Source organism: Streptomyces sp. NPDC055099 (assembly GCF_053607685.1).
Genome location: NZ_JBSGUA010000002.1, coordinates 499,889 through 516,257 on the forward strand (window position 1 = coordinate 499,889; position 16,369 = coordinate 516,257).

The 16,369-nt window shown below is 72.5% G+C and carries 13 protein-coding genes; 5 read left to right on the forward strand and 8 right to left on the reverse strand.

Annotation, left to right across the window (positions count from 1 at the left end):
• Window positions 1-13: 13 nt before the first annotated feature.
• A complete protein-coding gene (locus ACWFRU_RS06700) occupies window positions 14-1,447 on the reverse strand; it encodes a hypothetical protein (protein WP_453685013.1) in 1,434 nt (477 codons plus the stop codon).
• 135 nt (window positions 1,448-1,582) lie between these two features.
• Here ACWFRU_RS06700 and ACWFRU_RS06705 point away from each other — a divergent pair, with 135 nt between their 5' ends.
• The 3 genes from ACWFRU_RS06705 (at window position 1,583) to ACWFRU_RS06715 (ending at window position 5,087) form a co-directional block, all read left to right on the forward strand.
• Window positions 1,583-2,137, forward strand: a complete 555-nt coding sequence (locus ACWFRU_RS06705) for a DUF1269 domain-containing protein (protein ID WP_453685014.1) — start codon at window positions 1,583-1,585, stop codon at window positions 2,135-2,137.
• Window positions 2,137-2,622: a DUF1269 domain-containing protein gene (locus tag ACWFRU_RS06710; protein WP_453685015.1), complete on the forward strand. Its 486-nt coding sequence runs from the start codon at window positions 2,137-2,139 to the stop codon at window positions 2,620-2,622. Before ACWFRU_RS06705 ends, ACWFRU_RS06710 begins: the two co-directional genes overlap by 1 nt.
• Window positions 2,623-2,780: 158 nt before the next feature.
• Complete coding sequence (locus ACWFRU_RS06715; protein ID WP_453685016.1) at window positions 2,781-5,087, forward strand: LuxR C-terminal-related transcriptional regulator; 2,307 nt, start codon at window positions 2,781-2,783, stop codon at window positions 5,085-5,087.
• 38 nt (window positions 5,088-5,125) lie between these two features.
• On the opposite strand, the gene ACWFRU_RS06720 is transcribed toward ACWFRU_RS06715, so the two are convergent.
• A complete protein-coding gene (locus ACWFRU_RS06720; RefSeq protein WP_453685017.1) occupies window positions 5,126-5,590 on the reverse strand; it encodes a response regulator transcription factor in 465 nt (154 codons plus the stop codon).
• Window positions 5,591-5,696: 106 nt separating this feature from the next.
• Window positions 5,697-5,960: a hypothetical protein gene (locus ACWFRU_RS06725; RefSeq protein ID WP_363205870.1), complete on the reverse strand. Its 264-nt coding sequence runs from the start codon at window positions 5,958-5,960 to the stop codon at window positions 5,697-5,699.
• A gap of 182 nt (window positions 5,961-6,142) precedes the next feature.
• Between ACWFRU_RS06725 and ACWFRU_RS06730 the strand changes: the two genes are divergently transcribed.
• Window positions 6,143-6,604 (forward strand): DUF7144 family membrane protein, encoded by a 462-nt coding sequence (locus ACWFRU_RS06730; RefSeq protein ID WP_453685018.1) that lies wholly within the window; start codon window positions 6,143-6,145, stop codon window positions 6,602-6,604.
• On the opposite strand, the gene ACWFRU_RS06735 is transcribed toward ACWFRU_RS06730, so the two are convergent.
• Window positions 6,597-7,919 (reverse strand): diacylglycerol/lipid kinase family protein, encoded by a 1,323-nt coding sequence (locus tag ACWFRU_RS06735; protein ID WP_453685019.1) that lies wholly within the window; start codon window positions 7,917-7,919, stop codon window positions 6,597-6,599. The two genes, ACWFRU_RS06730 and ACWFRU_RS06735, sit on opposite strands and share 8 nt — an antisense overlap.
• Window positions 7,920-8,043: 124 nt before the next feature.
• Here ACWFRU_RS06735 and ACWFRU_RS06740 point away from each other — a divergent pair, with 124 nt between their 5' ends.
• The gene (locus ACWFRU_RS06740; RefSeq protein WP_453685020.1) at window positions 8,044-9,447 is read left to right on the forward strand and encodes a DUF2252 domain-containing protein; all 1,404 of its coding nucleotides are present in this window, start codon (window positions 8,044-8,046) and stop codon (window positions 9,445-9,447) included.
• Here ACWFRU_RS06740 and ACWFRU_RS06745 read toward each other — a convergent pair.
• The 4 genes from ACWFRU_RS06745 to ACWFRU_RS06760 form a co-directional block, all read right to left on the reverse strand.
• Window positions 9,439-10,245, reverse strand: coding sequence for a YhjD/YihY/BrkB family envelope integrity protein (locus ACWFRU_RS06745; RefSeq protein WP_453685021.1), 807 nt, complete (start codon window positions 10,243-10,245; stop codon window positions 9,439-9,441). The two genes, ACWFRU_RS06740 and ACWFRU_RS06745, sit on opposite strands and share 9 nt — an antisense overlap.
• 100 nt (window positions 10,246-10,345) lie before the next feature.
• The gene (locus tag ACWFRU_RS06750; RefSeq protein ID WP_453685022.1) at window positions 10,346-11,011 is read right to left on the reverse strand and encodes a M15 family metallopeptidase; all 666 of its coding nucleotides are present in this window, start codon (window positions 11,009-11,011) and stop codon (window positions 10,346-10,348) included.
• Window positions 11,012-11,344: 333 nt separating this feature from the next.
• The gene (locus tag ACWFRU_RS06755; protein WP_453685023.1) at window positions 11,345-14,416 is read right to left on the reverse strand and encodes a BTAD domain-containing putative transcriptional regulator; all 3,072 of its coding nucleotides are present in this window, start codon (window positions 14,414-14,416) and stop codon (window positions 11,345-11,347) included.
• Window positions 14,417-14,570: 154 nt separating this feature from the next.
• Entirely contained in the window at window positions 14,571-16,187 is a 1,617-nt protein-coding gene (locus tag ACWFRU_RS06760; protein WP_453685024.1) for an MFS transporter, read from the reverse strand.
• Window positions 16,188-16,369 lie beyond the last annotated feature (182 nt).

A 16,369-nucleotide genomic window follows, 5' to 3' on the forward strand; every position in this document is an offset into this window, starting at 1 on the left:
CTCCCTGCCTCGGTCAACCGGATGCGCCAGTCTTCGCAAGGGGCCCCGGACCCGCCTCACCTTCCGGGGGTGAGCCTTCCGGGGGGCCGCCTGCCGCGTGCGCGACGAGGGTGATGGCGATGGCGTACGCGGCCAGCAGCGCGCCGGTCACGAACAGTCCGGTCCACGACGAGAGGAGCAGCGCGATCAGGGCCGCCACGGCGACACCGGCCACCCGCAGCACGTCGGCGTGCCGGGCCACCCACGGCCGCACCCGCGCACCGTCCACCCGGTCGCCGGCCTTGGCCAGGAAGTGGCCCGTGGCCCGCGCGCCCTGCGCCACGTACCGGCGCAGGGCCTTGGGCAGCCGCCCCGGCCCCACCAGGTACGCCAGAACGGCGATGGCGACACCCAGCCACAGCAACTGGTCGCCCCGCTCGCGCAGGGTCTCGAAGACCGTCCACATCGCCGCCCGCACCCCGTCGCGGTAGACGCCGTCCGGTACCTGGCCGAGCAGTTGGTCCCGGACCGCCCGCAGCACGGTCGTCAGCACCGTGACGGTCACCACCAGCCACAGCCCGAGCTGGAGAAGAGTGCGCCGCCGCCGGGGCGAGATCCACAGGGCGAGCCCGAGCAGCACCGGCACGGCGATCACCAGGCCCACCACCGCGCGCTTGAACAGCAGCACGCTCTCCTGGAGTTGGCCCAGCTCGCCCCGGTTGTAGATGCGGATCTGCGCGAAGTTCTCGGGCAGCGACACGCCGAGCGCCGACTCGATGCGCTCGTGCAGGCCCGGCGGGATCTCGCCCGAGGAGAGGGGCGGCAGGTCCAGCTTCTTGCCGAACATGGTGGGCAGTTGCTCCTCGAGAGAGCGCAGTACGTTGTTGACCACCGGCAGCAGGTTCAGGGTGACCGTGTCACCGTCCACCCGCACGTTCTCGTTGCGTTTCTCCAGTACCTCGACGATCCGCTCGTGGGCGCGGCGGTTCGTCGCACGCCATATCTCCTGGAACCGGTCGTTGGCGATCAGCTTCGAGATGGAGTCGCGCACGTAGTCGTGGACCGCGCCCGTGACCGGCGCCGCGAGGAAGGAGGCACGCGGGGGCAGCGCATCGGACAGCCGCTGCTCGACGTCCAGTTGGTCGAAGATCTCGCGCGCCAGATACGTGGAGACGGCGGCGTTCACGTCGGGGTCCTCGGGCAGGGGGCCCACCGTGGCGATCCAGCGGTCCGTGTTGAGCGTGGTCCGCGCTCCCCACACCCCCACGATCGAGGTGACCGCGAGGACGGCGACCAGGGCGATCAGCACGGCAGCGACGACGCGCCGGACGGCCAGCAGCCGCACCCGGCGCCGCCGCTCGGTGCCCGCGCGCGCACGCAGTTCGCCGACCTCGGCGCGCAGGCGCCTGAGTTCGGCCTCGGTTCCGCTGTCCCGGGTGTCACCGTCTGGCGTCTCTTGCTGCGTCATGGGCGTCGCACCTCCGCCTTCCACCGTCACGGCGCCCGCGCCCGCTTCCCTCACCTGCGGCGGGTGACGCGCCGCCCCGGGTGCCGACGCTGTGATGACGGACGTGACGGCGGCAATCCCCCGAGAGGAGACACGATGGCTGGGATCGGACCGGTACAACTCCTGGCGGTCGAGTTCGGACCCGACGCCAAGTTCGAGGGACGGATCATCGAGGAGCTGGCGATCCTCGAGGCGAACGGACAGATCCGCGTCCTCGACATGCTCTTCGTCCGCAAGGAACCCGGCGGCACTCTCTTCTCCCTGGACTTCCAGGCGGAGGGGATGGGCGAGACGGTCGCCGCGCTGCTCGGCATCACCACCGAGGAGGTCCGGGCCGCGGAGGAGGCCTACCCGAGCCTGGCCGAGGGCAACGCCTTCGGGCTGACCCTGGACGAGATCAGGGAGATGGGCGAATCCCTCGACCCCGGGGCCGCGGCGGCCTTCGTCCTCCTGGAGCACGTCTGGGCCAAGTACCTGCGCAAGGCCCTGCGCGACGCGGGTGCCGTCCCCGTCGCCGAGGGTTTCCTCACAGATGAGGCCCTGTCCCCCGTCCTTGCCGAACTCACCGCAATGGCACAGAAGTTGGGCGACCCGGTCACCCCCTCGGTGCGGCCGGACCCGACGACCCGCAACCAACGCAGGAGGTCCTGATGGCCGATCTCGTCGTACTCGGATTCGCGGACAAGGAAAAGGCGGAGGGCGTGCTGCGGCTCTCCAAGGAACTGTCCCGCCAGGAACTGCTCGACCTGGAGGACGCGGCGCTCGCCTGGCGCACCATGGACGGCAAGATCCATGTGAGCCAGACGTTCAGCACCACGGCCACCGGCGCGGCCGGCGGCGCCCTGTGGGGCTCGCTGTTCGGGCTGCTCTTCCTGATGCCGGTGTTCGGTGCCGCGGTGGGGGCCGCCACCGGCGCCGTCGCGGGCAAGCTCAGCGACGTCGGCATCAATGACGCCTTCGTCAAGGAGATCGCCGGCACCCTCGAACCCGGCCGTGCCGCCGTCTTCGCCCTCGTCCGCCGCTCCACGCCCGACCGCGTCCGTGACGCGGTACGCCCCTTCAACCCCACCGTCATCCGCACCTCCCTGACCAAGGACCGGGAGGAAGAGCTGATCGCGGCACTTCAGCCGCAGTGACCGAGCGGCCCGGCACTCCGGGCCGGGCGCTCCTTCAGGCGCCGTCTCCCCCGGGAACTTCACCCGGGTGAGATGGCGCCTGCCGTGCGTTCGCGCCTCCTTATGCGCCCCATACTTGCCGCAGCCGCACCACTTGCTCCGAGAGCGAGGTGCCGTCCATGGCCGAGTGCTCACCCCCTTCCCATGACACCCGCCCGGCCGCGGCATCCGTCGGCACGGCGCCCGCGGTGCCGACCTGGATCGTCCCCAGGCCCCGGCTGACCGACCGCCTGGCGCGCGGCGCCCTCGGTCCGCTGACGGTGATCGTGGGTCCCGTCGGCGCCGGCAAGACGGCCCTGGCCCTGGAGTGGGCACACACCCGGCGACTGCCCGGACCGCTCGCCTGGGTCACCTGCGACGGCCGGTCCGAGCAGTCCCGCGTCTTCTGGCCGCGCGTGATCAACACGCTGCGCGCGGCGGGCCTCGACCTTCCCGAACCCCACGGCGAGCAGGCGGAACCGCTGATCGTGGCGGCGCTCGCCGCCGATCTGCACAGGTGCGGCGAGCAGGTCGTCCTGGTCCTCGACGACTTCCAGCCCGCGCCCGGCTCCCCGATCGCGGAAGGCGTCAGCAGCCTCCTGCGGCATCTGCCGGGCGTGCTGCATCTGATCGTGCTGGCCCGCCGGGACCCTCCCCTGCATCTTCACCGCGGGCGGCTGACCAACGAGGTCACCGAGCTGCGCACCGGCGACCTGGCCTTCGACGACCAGGAGACGGCGGCGCTCCTCGCGCAGCACGGGATCGACGTGCCGAAGCAGACGGTCAGCGCGCTGCGGCGGCGTACGGACGGCTGGGCGGCGGGACTGCGCCTCGCCGCGATGTCCATGGAGAAGCAGAGCGATCCCGAGCGGTTCGTGGCGCATTTCGCGGGCGACGACGAGGCCATCGCCAGTTACCTCGTCGAGGAGGTCCTCGACCTGCAGCCCGCGGGGATGCGCAGGTTGCTGCTCACGACGAGCGTTCTCGACCGGGTGAACGCCGAGCTGGCGGTCGAGCTCTCGGGCGAGGACGCGGGCCTGCACTTCGCCTCCCTGGTCCGGGAGAACTCGTTCCTGCAGCCCGTCGGCCAGGGCTGGTACCGCTGCCATCAGATGTTCGCCGACGTCCTGCGGATGTGCCTGCGCCACGAGAAGCCCGGCCTGGTCGCCCCGTTGCACCGCCGCGCCGCGGCCTGGCTCGGTGAGCACGGTCTGCTGGGCGACGCCGTACGGCACCTGCTCGCCGCCGGAGACTGGGACCAGACGGGCCGGCTGATCGTGGACCGTCTGGCGATCGGCCAGGTGCTCGGCCTCACCAGGCTGCGGCTGCCGGCCGAGCTGACCGGACGGCCGCCCCAACCCTCGTCGACGGGGGACCCCGAGCCCGCGCTGCTCGCCGCGGCGGTCGCCCGCGCGCGCGACGACGACCCGCTGTGCCGCCGGTATCTCGACCTGTCCGACGGTCTGCTGGCCGACCTGCCGGCGGACGAGGAGCGCACGGCCCGGTGCCGCTTGGCCCATGCCCTGATCCGGATGGAACAGCAGCGTTCCCTGAACCCGTCGGAGGCGCGTGCGGCGGCGGCCGACGCGCAGTCCGCCCTCGCGCGGCTGCCGCACGCGGCCCTGGCGCGCCACCCTGAGATCATCGCGCTCACGCTGGCGATCCGCGGCGGCGGCGAGCTGCGGGCGGGCAGCCTCAAGGCGGCCGAGGCATCCCTCACCGGGGCGCTCAAGGCGGCGGGGGCCGCCGGGAACGGCGCGCTGCGCCGCGACTGCCTCGTCGACCTCGCGCTCCTCGAAGCCCTGCGCGGCCGCTTCCGTGCCGCCGACGAACTCGCCGCCCAGGCCACCCAGCCGTCGTTGCCGACCTGGGCGGTGGCCGAGCGCGGGCAGGCGTCCCTGCATCTGGTGCGCGCGTGGGTCGAGCTCGCGCGTGCCGAGCCGGGCCGGGCCAAGTTCGAACTGCGCGCCGCCCGTGCCGTGTTGCGAGGACGGCCCGACGCCTTCCTCTCCGATGTCGACGCCCTGGTGACCGCGCTTGCCACGGCGGCCGAGCAGGACGGTTCGGCGACCGCTTCGGTCGGTGAGGTGGTGGCCACCTCCCGGTTGCCCCGGCCCGTGCTGCGGTCCCTGGCACCGGCGTGCGTGCCGCTGCTCGACTCCGCCCGCCACAAGGTCGCCACCGCCACCGCCACGCCGTCGCAGTCGGCCGCGCACCCGACGCTCACCCTCGCGACCGCCACACCGGCGATCACCGAGCGTCTCAGCGCACGGGAGCGCGACGTCCTGGACCGGCTCGCGCAGATGATGACCACCGAGGAGATCGCCGAGGAGCTGTACCTCTCGGTGAACACGGTGAAGACACACCTCAAGAGCGTGTACCGCAAGCTCTCCGTGACCCGGCGCTCAGCGGCGGTCCGACGCGCCCGCGAGCTCCAACTCCTATGAGGGGTACGTCCGTTGGTGTCGTCGTCACCGGCAGGCGTCTACACGAGCCCCAGCGCGCGGGCGCTGCGGACGGCCTCGGCCCGGGAGCACACGCCCAGCTTGCGGTACACGGAGCGGACGTGGCTCTTGACCGTGTTCACCGAGACGTACAAGCCGTCGGCAATCTGCCGTAGCGACACCTCCTGCTGGAGTCGGCTCAGCACCACCAGCTCACGCTGCGTCAAGCGCTCCGTGGGCAGCTCCGTGGGTCGCTCCGACTGCACGGGCACCAGCGCGAGCACCGCCGCCGCCTCGCTCACCAGCGCTCCCGCGCTGCGCACATCGCCCACGTCCCCGGCGATCCGCACCAAGGTGCCCGCGACCCACACCAGGCAGGTCGTCATGGTCGAGTCGGCCGTCCGCGCCTCCCGGCTGAGCACACTCAAACACCCGTGCAGGGCGGAGACTTCACCCACCGCTCTCGACGAACCACTTCCCGGCTCCGTGCACAGCGCCGCGGACATGCCCCTCACCTCCCCATGTGCAGGGCATATTTACTGTCCCTACACCGTGGGTCCGCCACCACGGCGGCGAAAGAGGCTGTTCGGCTCTATTTGCCTGGAACTCGTTCTAGACGCCTGCCTCCGGCAATCGGCGCACCTCGATGAGTTCGAGGCCCAGCGCCTGGATGCGGTCGAGAATCCCGTACAGCGCGGCCTGGTCGAGTCCCGCGCCCATCAACACCGTTTCGGCCGGGCGCAGCACCACCGTCATCTCGCCGAAGGCCGAGCGGAAGGCCTCACCGATCCGGCCCCGCACGCGGATCTCGAAATCGGCGCCGCCAGGTGGGGTCCCTGCCGGTTCGGGCCCCGAGCCTTGCTGTGCCCCGCCCATGGCGCCACCTCCTGTGCGACGGCTCTGCCATCGGCCGCCATTCTCGCGGCAGCACGGACTGCGGCATCACCTTGTGCGGGTGACGGTGCCGCCACCTGGGGCTCCGGAGTCATCCCTTGCGGGTGAACCGGCCGGGTGACACCAGGCGGGATGCTCCGGATTCACCCAGGAGGAGGTTCGACATGACTGAGCAGATGTCACCGGGCCAGTCGCGTTCCAACCCGCCCGAACCACAGCCCCGTGTCAATCCGGTCGCCGTCGGCGGTGTCGTCTTCGCGGTGTGCTTGCTGGGCATCATCGGCGCGTTCCACGCGATCGCGGGACTCACCGCGATCCTCGACGACAACTTCTACCAATCGCAGAACGACTACCCCTTCGACTTCGACGTCAACGTCCGCGGTTGGATCCAGATGCTTGTCGGCGCCCTGGTCCTCGCGGCGGCGTTCAGCATCTTCTCCGGCAAGACCTGGGCCCGCGCGGTCGGCATCGGCGTCGCGGCGCTCAGCGCCCTGCAGAACTTCTTCTTCACGCCGTACTACCCGGTGTGGTCCGCCATCATCATCGCCATGGACGTCCTGGTGATCTGGTCCCTGGCCACGTACGGGCACCGGCAGGCGCACAAGGTCTACGGGGCGCCTATGTAGCGGAGGGCGCCGGTGCGGTGGAGGTCAGCCCGAGCCTGACGAGCAGCCGCCAGTCCAGGCGCGGGCGCTCCCGGTACAGCCCCGGCCGCAGCCGGGGCACGACCACGCGCAAAACTCCCGGCCGTACCTCGCAGTGCACGGGGGTCCGCAGACGCACCGCCTCGCCGTCGATGCCGACCGGGATCTCCTCCTGGTCGGCGTCGACGGCCACGGCGGTGGCCGTCGCCCGCGTCAGTCCGGTGGCCGACCCGCCGCGCAGCAGCCCCGCGGCCTGCGCGCCGCTGGTGACCCGGACGCCGACGCAGCCGAGGACCCCGCCGTCGAGGCGCGTGCGGCGGCCAAGGCCTGCGATGTCGTTCGTGCCGTACGGGTTGTTGCTCACGAGCAGTGCCTGCGGGTCCGTGAAGTCATGCTCCCCGGCACGCGCCGTCAGCCGCGCGCCCTTGTGACCCACGAGGAGGTCGGGCAGCAGCTGGAGGGTGGTGCGTGTCTTGCCGTCACGGTAGGCCGGACTCTGCACCACCTCGGCATAGGCGCCGAACGACACGTTGTTGACGAAGGGCCGCCCGCCGGCCCGGCCGAGGTCCACCCGCAGCTCCACGCCGTCGTTCAAGGCGTCCAGGGCCGTCGACGGATCGTCGCGGTCCAGGCCCAGGTCGAGCGCGAAGTGATTGCGGGTGCCCGCCGGGATCACCAGGAACGGCAGGTCGAGGGCGGCGGCGACGTCGGCGACCAGCGCCTGGGTGCCGTCCCCGCCGGCGACGCCGAGCAGGTCGGCGCCCTCGGCCGCGCACTTGCGGGCGAGGGCCGCCACATCGATCTCGCCGCTTCCCTCCAGGAGCACCACCTCGGCCCCCAGCGCGGCCGCCCGCTCGCGCAGCGCGAACCGGTCCACCTTGCCGCCCCCGGAGCGCGGATTCATGATCAGCACCGGATGGCGGAACGTGGCGGCCGGACGCTCCGGCATCGGCTCGGGGGCCTTGTGCCGCAAGAGGGCCGCGCGGCCCGTGCCCGCCGCGAGGAGCCACAGCCCGCCGGACAGCAGGACCACCCAGGTGAGCCGGGCCTGGGTGTACTCCACCAGCACCCAGACCGGAGCGGTGACGGCAAGCAGCACCGCGAGGATCCGTGGCAGGCCCCGCCTGCTGAGGATCCACCAGACCGCGGCGGCCGTGATCGCCAGGCCCGCGAGCCCCACGCCCAGCAGGGCGAAGGTCTTGACACCCGCGAACACTCCGAGCACCAGCACCGCGGCAGCGGCGGATGCCAGGGACGCACGGGCCAGCCATCGCTGTCCTCGCATCGTCGGTTCCATGCCTCTCAGTCTGCGGCCCCCGCGCCCGCCGGGCCTCACCCCTGGAAGGCGACCTCACACCGGCGGGGTGACGCCGGAGCGCCCGGCCGCCCCCAGAGTCCTCAGCGCCTGGAGGGAGCGCGCCATGACCGAGACCACGCATCTTCACCTCACCCCGCGGGAGCGGGCGGCCCTGGGACGGGCCGGCCGGTCCCGTGCCCGGCGGTCCGACCACGCCGAGTACACCCCCGCGCCGGACCGCCCCGACCCCGTCGACGTGATCGAGCGGCAGTCGGCGAGCAGGCTCCCGGAGCTCGTGCCGATCCGTTACGGCCGCATGCTCGAGTCGCCGTTCCGGTTCTTCCGGGGAGCGGCCGCCATCATGGCCACCGATCTGGCCCGCACTCCGGACAGCGGTCTGCGGGCCCAACTGTGCGGGGACGCGCACATGTTGAACTTCCGGCTGCTCGCCTCACCGGAGCGGCATCTGATGTTCGACGTCAACGACTTCGACGAGACGCTGCCCGGACCGTGGGAGTGGGACGTCAAACGCCTTGTCGTCAGCCTTGTGATCGCGGGGCGCGACAACGGCTTCAAGCGCTCGGAGCGGGCCCGGGTGGTGCGTGCGACGGTCCGCTCGTACCGGGAGTCGATCAGGGAGTTCGCCCGGATGCGGACGCTCGCCGTGTGGTACTCGCGGATCGACGCGCAGGATCTGCACGCCCTGATGTCCGCCAAGCTCGACGCGCGCACGCGGCGAAGGGTGTCCAAGACGTTCAGCAAGGCCCGCACCCGCGACCATCTCCAGGCCCTGGAGAAGCTGGCCCGGGTGGTCGACGGCCAGCTGCGGCTCGCACCCGACCCGCCCCTGATCACTCCCCTCGACGACCTCATGCCGGGGGTCGAGCGCAAGCAGCTCGAGCACCAGCTCCGGGAACTGGTCGACCGGTACGCGCTGACGCTGTCCGCCGACCGGCGGGCGCTCCTGGCGCAGTACCGCGTGGTCGACATGGCCCGGAAGGTGGTCGGGGTGGGCAGTGTCGGGACCCGCTGCTGGATCATCCTGCTGCTCGGCCGCGACGACTCCGACCCGCTCCTGCTGCAGGCGAAGGAGGCCCAGCCGTCGGTGCTCGCGGAGTTCGCGGGCGCGAGCAGCCACCTCAACCAGGGGGAGCGGGTGGTCACCGGACAGCGTCTGATGCAGGCGACCAGCGACATGTTCCTGGGCTGGGAGCGGGTCGAGGGGCTCGACGGCCGTGAACGCGACTTCTATCTGCGGCAGTTGCGGGACTGGAAGGCCATACCGCAGGCGGAGCTGATGACCCCCGACGTCATGCGGCTGTTCGGCCGGATGTGCGGGGCGACCCTGGCCCGGGCGCACGCGCGCTCCGGCGACCGGATCGCCGTCGCCGCCTATCTGGGCGACTCCGACGTCTTCGACCAGGCCCTGGCACGGTTCGCGGAGGCGTACGCCGACCAGAACGAGCGCGACCACCGGGCGCTGGCCGCGGCGGTGCGCAAGGGCCGGGTGGCCGCCGTGTCAGCGTGAGGCGCCGCTCGTTCCGCCCAGCCGTCGTCGCGCCCAGTCCTCCTGGGCGAGGGTCCGTCCGACGGCGATGCCGAACACGACGACGGTGAAGTAGAGGATCAGCCAGGAGAGCACGGTGAAGACCGAGCCGAGCGCGCCGTAGCGGCCCTCGCTCACCCGCAGCGCGCGCGGCAGCCACAGCCCTGACAGGGCGTAGAACGAGACCGCGCCCGTGCCCGTGAGCAGCGCCCCCGGCAACAGGGGCAGCCAGGGGACGCGGCCGACGAGGAGCAGGTGCTGGGTCCACCACCACATCAGGACCGACGCCACCAGTTGCAGCGGGACCCCCAGGGCGGGGCCCGCTCCGAAGGCCCGGTACAACAGGCCCTGCACGATCAGCATCGCGACCCATACGAGGAGCCAGGCCGCCCAGCGCCAGGCCACCAGCCGCACACCGGCGCGGGGCAGGTCCCAGGAGCGTTCGCAGGTGCGCTGCAGGGCCCGGGTGAAGGCGGTCGCCGACAGCAGCGCCACCAGCACGCCCGCCGCGCCCCAGCTGTGCGTCGCGGTGTCCCCGCCGCCGAGCACCCCCTCCGCCTGCGCCACCACGGGCCCGCCGGAGCCCACCATGGAGCGCAGCGAGCGCAGCAGTTCGCGCCGGACGGCCTCCGGGGTGAACGAGGCCACCGCGATGAGCATGGGCAGCGCGGCCAGGAACGCCTGCGCCGCCAGCCGTGTCGACATGTCGAGGATGGTGACGTGTACGAGCTGTTTGATCACACGCCCCGTCAGCGGCCGTGCCGCACCGGCGATCGGCATGACGGTGTCCTCTCCGTAGCAGGAAGCTCTCTCCTGCCGGGCACCCTCCGATCCGGCGGCCCGCCGCACGTCGCCCGCTTCGGGTGAGGTGTGCCGGTGATCAGGGCGCCGGGACGTCCATCGTCACGGGCCCGTACCGCGCGCTGGGGGCCTGGGTCGCAAGGGCCCAGTAACGGTCGCCGTAGGACCAGTGCCACCACTCCGTGGGGTAGTTGACCAGGCCCGCGGTGGCGAGGGCGGCGGTGAGGGTGCGGCGGTTGCGGCGGGCCGCCGGGGAGATCAGGGCGCTGTCCGTGTAGCAGGCTCCGTCGCTCTCCTCGGGGCTGGCGTTCACCGGGGTGCCGAGGTCGAGTTCAGTGCCCGACGCGGTGCGCAGGGTGAGGTCGACGGCGGCTCCCGCGACATGCGGACCCACGTCGGGCGGCGAGAGGGAGCGGCTCGTCTGCCGCTGGAGGTAGCTGTCCGACCAGTCGGGGTTGGCCTTCCTCAGCTCGGCGGCGTACTCCTCGAAGTACTGGATCTGCAGGGCCAGCGGCCGGTATCCCTCGGTGACCAGGAGGCGCAGGCCCTCGGGCAGCAGCCGGGCGGCGCGGGCCAGGCGCCAGGCGACGCCCTCGCGCAGCTGGGCGTAGGCCCCGTCGTCGTCGGCGAGGCGGTCGTCGACGTCCACGAAGGGCAGTTGACGCAGGTCCACGAGGGCTTCGCCGCAGTCGTGGACCGGAATGCCGACGACTCTGGGGTCGTTCATGAGGATGATCGACGACATGTCTGCCCCTTCGTGGCGACGACGGCGGGCACAGCTCCGGGGACGGGCTGCCGCCCGGCCCCGAAGTCCCCTCCGTGCCCTGGCAGGGCGCCACGCGACGAGCGGCCCACACGACCGACGGTGTCGGTGGTGTGGGCCGTACGAGGCATCAGTGGCCTTCCCCCGTGCTTCCCCCGATGAATTCCGCTGAGTCCCCCGTTGTTTACTGCGTTCCCCCGTTGCCGCCGGCGTGTTCACCCGCCGACAACCACAGCGTGACGCAGGCCGCTGCAAATTCTCTGCAAGTCCGGGACAAGCGGATTGCAGGACCGCCGTTTCAGGCGGCCCGAAGTCCTAGAGCCCCGGCTCGTTCCGCTCACGCGCCTCGTACGCGGTGAAGACCTCCCGTGCCTCGGCACGCAGCGCACTGGCCGCCGCCCGGTCCCCCGCGGCCTCGCGCGCCGCCGCGAGATCGCGCAGGGTGCGGGCGCGCGGAAGCGGAAGTCCCAGGTCGTTCCAGAGGTCGGCGGCCGCGGTCAGGTGCTGTTCGGCGGCGTCCAGGCGGCCCTCGGCGAGCTCGCACTCGCCGAGGGTGCGCATGCCGAGGGCTTCGCCGAAGCGGTCGCGTTGGCCGCGGCAGATGTCGAGTACGTCGCGGATCTCGGCCCTTGCTTCGGCCGAACGCCCCAGCCTGATGCGGGACTTGGCCCGCGCCTGCCTCGCGTACGCGAGCATGAGCGGGTCGCCAAGCGTGCTCAGCAGGTCCACCGCGCGCCCCGACAGCTCCTCCGCCGCCGCGTATTCGCCCAGGGCGCGGTGCACCAGGCCGAGCGAGCGCAGCGTGAGTGATTCGCCGCGACGGCTGCCGAGCCTGCGGTAGGCCCGCAGCGATTCGTCGAGGAAGGAGCGGGACGCCGCGAAGTCGCCGAGTTCGAGCTGGACCGACCCGGCGTAGCGGCAGGACAGACCCAGGCCCGGGTCGTCGTGGAGTTCGCGGAACCCGTCGACGGCGCGCACCAGCGTCTCCTGTGCCGCGCGCAGCCGCCCCGCCTCGCGCAGGGCGCTGCCGAGCCCGGCGAACGCGGCGGCCTGTCCGCGTACGTCACCGAGTTCGGCGCAGAGCCCGGCCGCCTGCTTGAAGTAGCCCTGGGACTCGGCGAACCGGTCCTGTTCGTAACGGAGTTGGCCGAGACCGATGAGCAGCAGTGCCTCACCCGCCCGGTCCTCGGCGCGGCGGGCCGCGGCCAGTGCCGCGTCGTGCGTGCGCCACCACGCCTCGAAACGGTTGCCGACGGTGTACGCGGAGGAGCACAGCGCCGCGGCGGCCTCGCAGGAGAGGGTGTGCAGGTCGAGGGCGGCCGCGCGCTCGACGGCGGCGGCTATCGCGTCGGCTTCCGCCTCGAACCAGGCGGCCGGGTCGGCGAGCGCCCGCTGGGTGGCTTCGGGGCCGACGGGCCGCACGAGTTGCCGCAGGGAGCGGGCGGAGCCGTTCGGGCTGGTGGAGTCGAGGAGCCCGCGGTGCAGTTCGACGGCGCCCGAGGGGGTGGCGGACGCGGCGAGGCCGGTGAGCCAGAGCCAGGCGCCCAGCGCGCGGCCGACGGCGGCGGCCCGTTCGGCGGGCGGATCCTCGGCGTCGGCGCGCTCGGCGGCGTACACGCGGACCAGGTCGTGGGGCCGGTAGCGGGGCTGGCCTGCGCGGTCGACGCCGGTGCAGTGCAGGAGCTGCGCGTCGATGAGCTGCTCGACGACACGGTCGGCCTCGGCCTCCGGCACGTCGAGCAGGGCGGTCACCACCCAGGCCGCGACATCGGGTGCGGCGAGCAGGCCGAGGCGGCGCAGGGCGGTGCGGGCGGGGGCGTCCAGGGCCCGGTAGCTCATGCCGAGGCCGGCCCGGACCTCCAGGTCACCGACGGCGAGTTCGTCCAGGCGGTGGTGTTCGTCGGCGAGCCGGTCGGCGAGCATGCGCGCGGTCCAGTGGCGGCGGGTGGTCAGACGGGCGCCCGCGATGCGGATGGCGAGCGGGAGCCCGCCGCACAGCTCGACGATGCGCCGGACGGCGTCCGGCTCGTCCCTGACGTGCCGCTCCCCGGCGACACGGCCGAGAAGCTCGGTGCCCGGCTCCGTGTCGAGGACGTCCAGATCGGTGCGGTGCGTACAGGGCAGGGCGCCGAGGCGGGCCCGCGCGGTGATGAGCACCCCGCAGGTGGCGCTGCCGGGGAGCAGCGGGCGTACCTGGGACTCGCTGGCCGCGTCGTCGAGCACGAGCAGGACGCGGCGTCCGGAGACCAGGCTGCGGAAGAGGTCGCGCCGCTCGGCGTCCCCGTCGGGCGGGTCGGCGCCCAGGGCGTAGAGGAGCCGGCCGAGGACTTCGCCGGGTGCCACCGGGTCCGTGGCGCCCCGCAGTTCGGCGTACAGCTGCCCGTCCGGGTACGCGTCGGCGACCTGGTGCGCGGCCCGCACCCCCAGGGCCGACTTGCCGACGCCGCCGGGTCCGGACAGCACGACGACCGGCATGGCCTCGCGGGGCCCGGACAGCGCGGCCCGTACGTCGGCCAGTTGTGCGTCCCGGCCGGTGAAGTCGCCGATGGTGGGTGGCAGAAGGGCCGCCACGGGGACAGCGGCGGCGTCCCGGGAGCCGGTGGTGGGCTCGGGGGTGCCCGGTTCGGCGGGCAGCAGGTCCTCGTCGGCCCGCAGGATCGCCTCGTGCATCCGTCTGAGGTCGGGGCCGGGATCGATGCCGAGCTCCTGGGCCAGGACGTCGCGGCCCTCGGCGTAGACCGCGAGCGCGTCGGCCTGGCGGCCCAACCGGTAGAGGGCGAGCATCAGTTGGCCGCGTGGCCGCTCCCGGGTGGGGTGCCTGGCGACCAGCGCGGTGAGTTCGGCCACCAGTTCCGTCTCGCGGCCGGGCTGGGCGAGCTGCGCGGCGATCCGCTCCTCCAGCGCCGCCTGCCGCGCCTCGTCCAACTGGACGGCCATGGCCCGCAACGTCTCGCCGATCCCGCCGATGCCGCCGAGCGCGGGGCCGCGCCACAGCGCGAGGGCGTCCCCCAGCAGCCGTGCGGCCGCGCCGTGATCCCCTTCGGCGGCCGCCTGTCTGCCCTGGACGGCGAGGCGCTCGAACTCGACGCGGTCGACGAAGGTGGCGTCCGCGCGGATCAGATAGCCGGGCGGCCGGGTCTCGATCGCATCGGCGGACAGCGCGCGGCGCAGCGCGGAGACGTAGGACTGGATCAGGGAGCGTGCCGTGTCCGGCGGTCTCTCGCCCCAGATGGCGTCGATCAGCGCGTCGACGGACACCACGCGCCCCGGCTCCAGGAGCAGCGCCGCGAGGAGTGCCCGCGGCTTGGGTCCGCCGAGACTGAGGCGGCGGCCCGCACGCCATGCCTCGACAGGGCCCAGCAAGCGGTAATCGGTGTCCGTGTCCAAGCCCGTCTCCATGGGTCCTTGCCCCGCGCCGCCCCCACCACCCCGTCCCCGATCGGCTGGTCATACTACGTCTGCCCGCAATCAACTCACGTGCACACCAAGGGAATCAGGCCATTAGTCGGCGGGCGCCGCGCGGGCCTGTGCAGGGGCGGTCTCAGTCGGGCGCGGGAGGGCCCTCGCGGGGAGGGGAACCCTCACCCGCGTCCCGCTCCGGAGTGTCCGCGGCGGGCGCGAGCGGCATGCCGCCACCCTGAAGGCGCTCCAGGTCGGCGGGCCGCACCTGGATGACCAGCAGGGCGATCAACGCGGCGACGACGGCGAAGACGGCCGCGGCGATGAAGGAGCCGGAGATGCCCGAGGCGAGGACCTGGTCACCCCAGCGCCCCGGCAGCTCCCCCGTCCTGCGGAACTGGAGCTGCTCGGCCCGGGTCGCCTCCGCCAGGAAGCGGGGGACCTGGTCCGTGGCCTCGTTGCGGCTGGCCGTGCCGAAGACCGTGACGAGGACGGAAAGGCCGAGCGAACCGCCCACCTGCTGGGTGGCGTTGAGAATCCCCGAAGCCGCTCCGGCGTCCCGCGATTCCACGCCCGACACCGCCATCAGCGTCAGCGACACGAATTGCATGCCCATGCCGAAGCCGAAGACGAGGATGGGTCCGAGCAGGCTTCCCGCGTACGTGCTTTCGACGTCGGTCAGCGTCAGCCAGCCCAGCCCCGCGGCGGCGAGCACCGCACCCACCACCATGAAGGGCTTGGGCCCCCACTTGGGCAGCAACTGCGAGGCGAGCCCCGCCCCGACCGCGATGATCGCGCTCACCGGCAGGAAGGCCAGACCGGCGCGCAGCGGGCTGAAGTCCAGGATGTTCTGCACGAAGAGCGTCAGGAAGAAGAACATGCCGAACATGGCCGCCGCCAGGCACAGCATCATCCCGTAGACACCGGCGCGGTTGCGGTCGCGGAACATCCACAGGGGCGTGATGGGCTGTTTCGAGCGGCGCTCGACGGCGAGGAACAGACCGAGCAGGATGACCGCCGCCGCGAAGGCCGCGAGGGTCACGCTGTCGCTCCAGCCGTCCTCGGAGGCACGGATGAAGCCGTAGACGAGCAGCACCATGCCCACCGTGGAGGTGAGGGCGCCGAGGATGTCGAAGTGCCCCGGGTGCCGCTCGGACTCGCGGATGTAGCGGGGTGTGGCAAAGGCGATGAGCAGTCCGATGGGGATGTTCACGAACAGGACCCAGCGCCAGTCGAGCCACTCCACGAGCAGTCCGCCCGCCAGCAGACCGATGGCGCTGCCGCCCGCGGAGACGGCCGCGAACACGCCGAACGCGCGGTTGCGCTCGGGTCCTTCGCGGAAGGTCGTGGTGATCAGCGAGAGGGCGGTCGGCGAGGCGATGGCTCCGCCGACGCCCTGCAGCGAGCGCGCCGCGAGCAACTGCCAGGATTCCTGGGAGAGTCCGCCGAGCAGTGAGGCGAAGACGAAGAGCAGGACACCGAACATGAACACCCTGCGGCGTCCGAGGATGTCGCCGAGGCGCCCGCCGAGCAGCAGCAGACCGCCGAACGTCAGCGTGTAGGCGTTGATCACCCAGGACAGGGTCTCGGTGGAGAAGCCGAGCGAGGTCTGGATGTGCGGGAGCGCGATGTTCACGATGGTGATGTCGAGGACCACCATCAGCTGGCACGAGGCGATGACGAGGAGTGCGATACCGCTGCCGCTGCCCCGCTCCGGGGAGGCGGCAGGCTCCGGGGGTGTCGTGCGCGGGCCTGTCATGAGAGTGCCGGTGAATCGGTTCGGCAGTGAACGGCGGCGTTCACTGCTCTCAGGCTAAGCCCGGCCCTCGGGCCCCGCCAATCGCAGAAAGCTCCGGCCGGAGTGTGACCCACGGCACTCCGGCCGGCCGATGACTTGATCGCGTCCCGCCCGTCTAACTGACAACAACACTCCGCGAGACG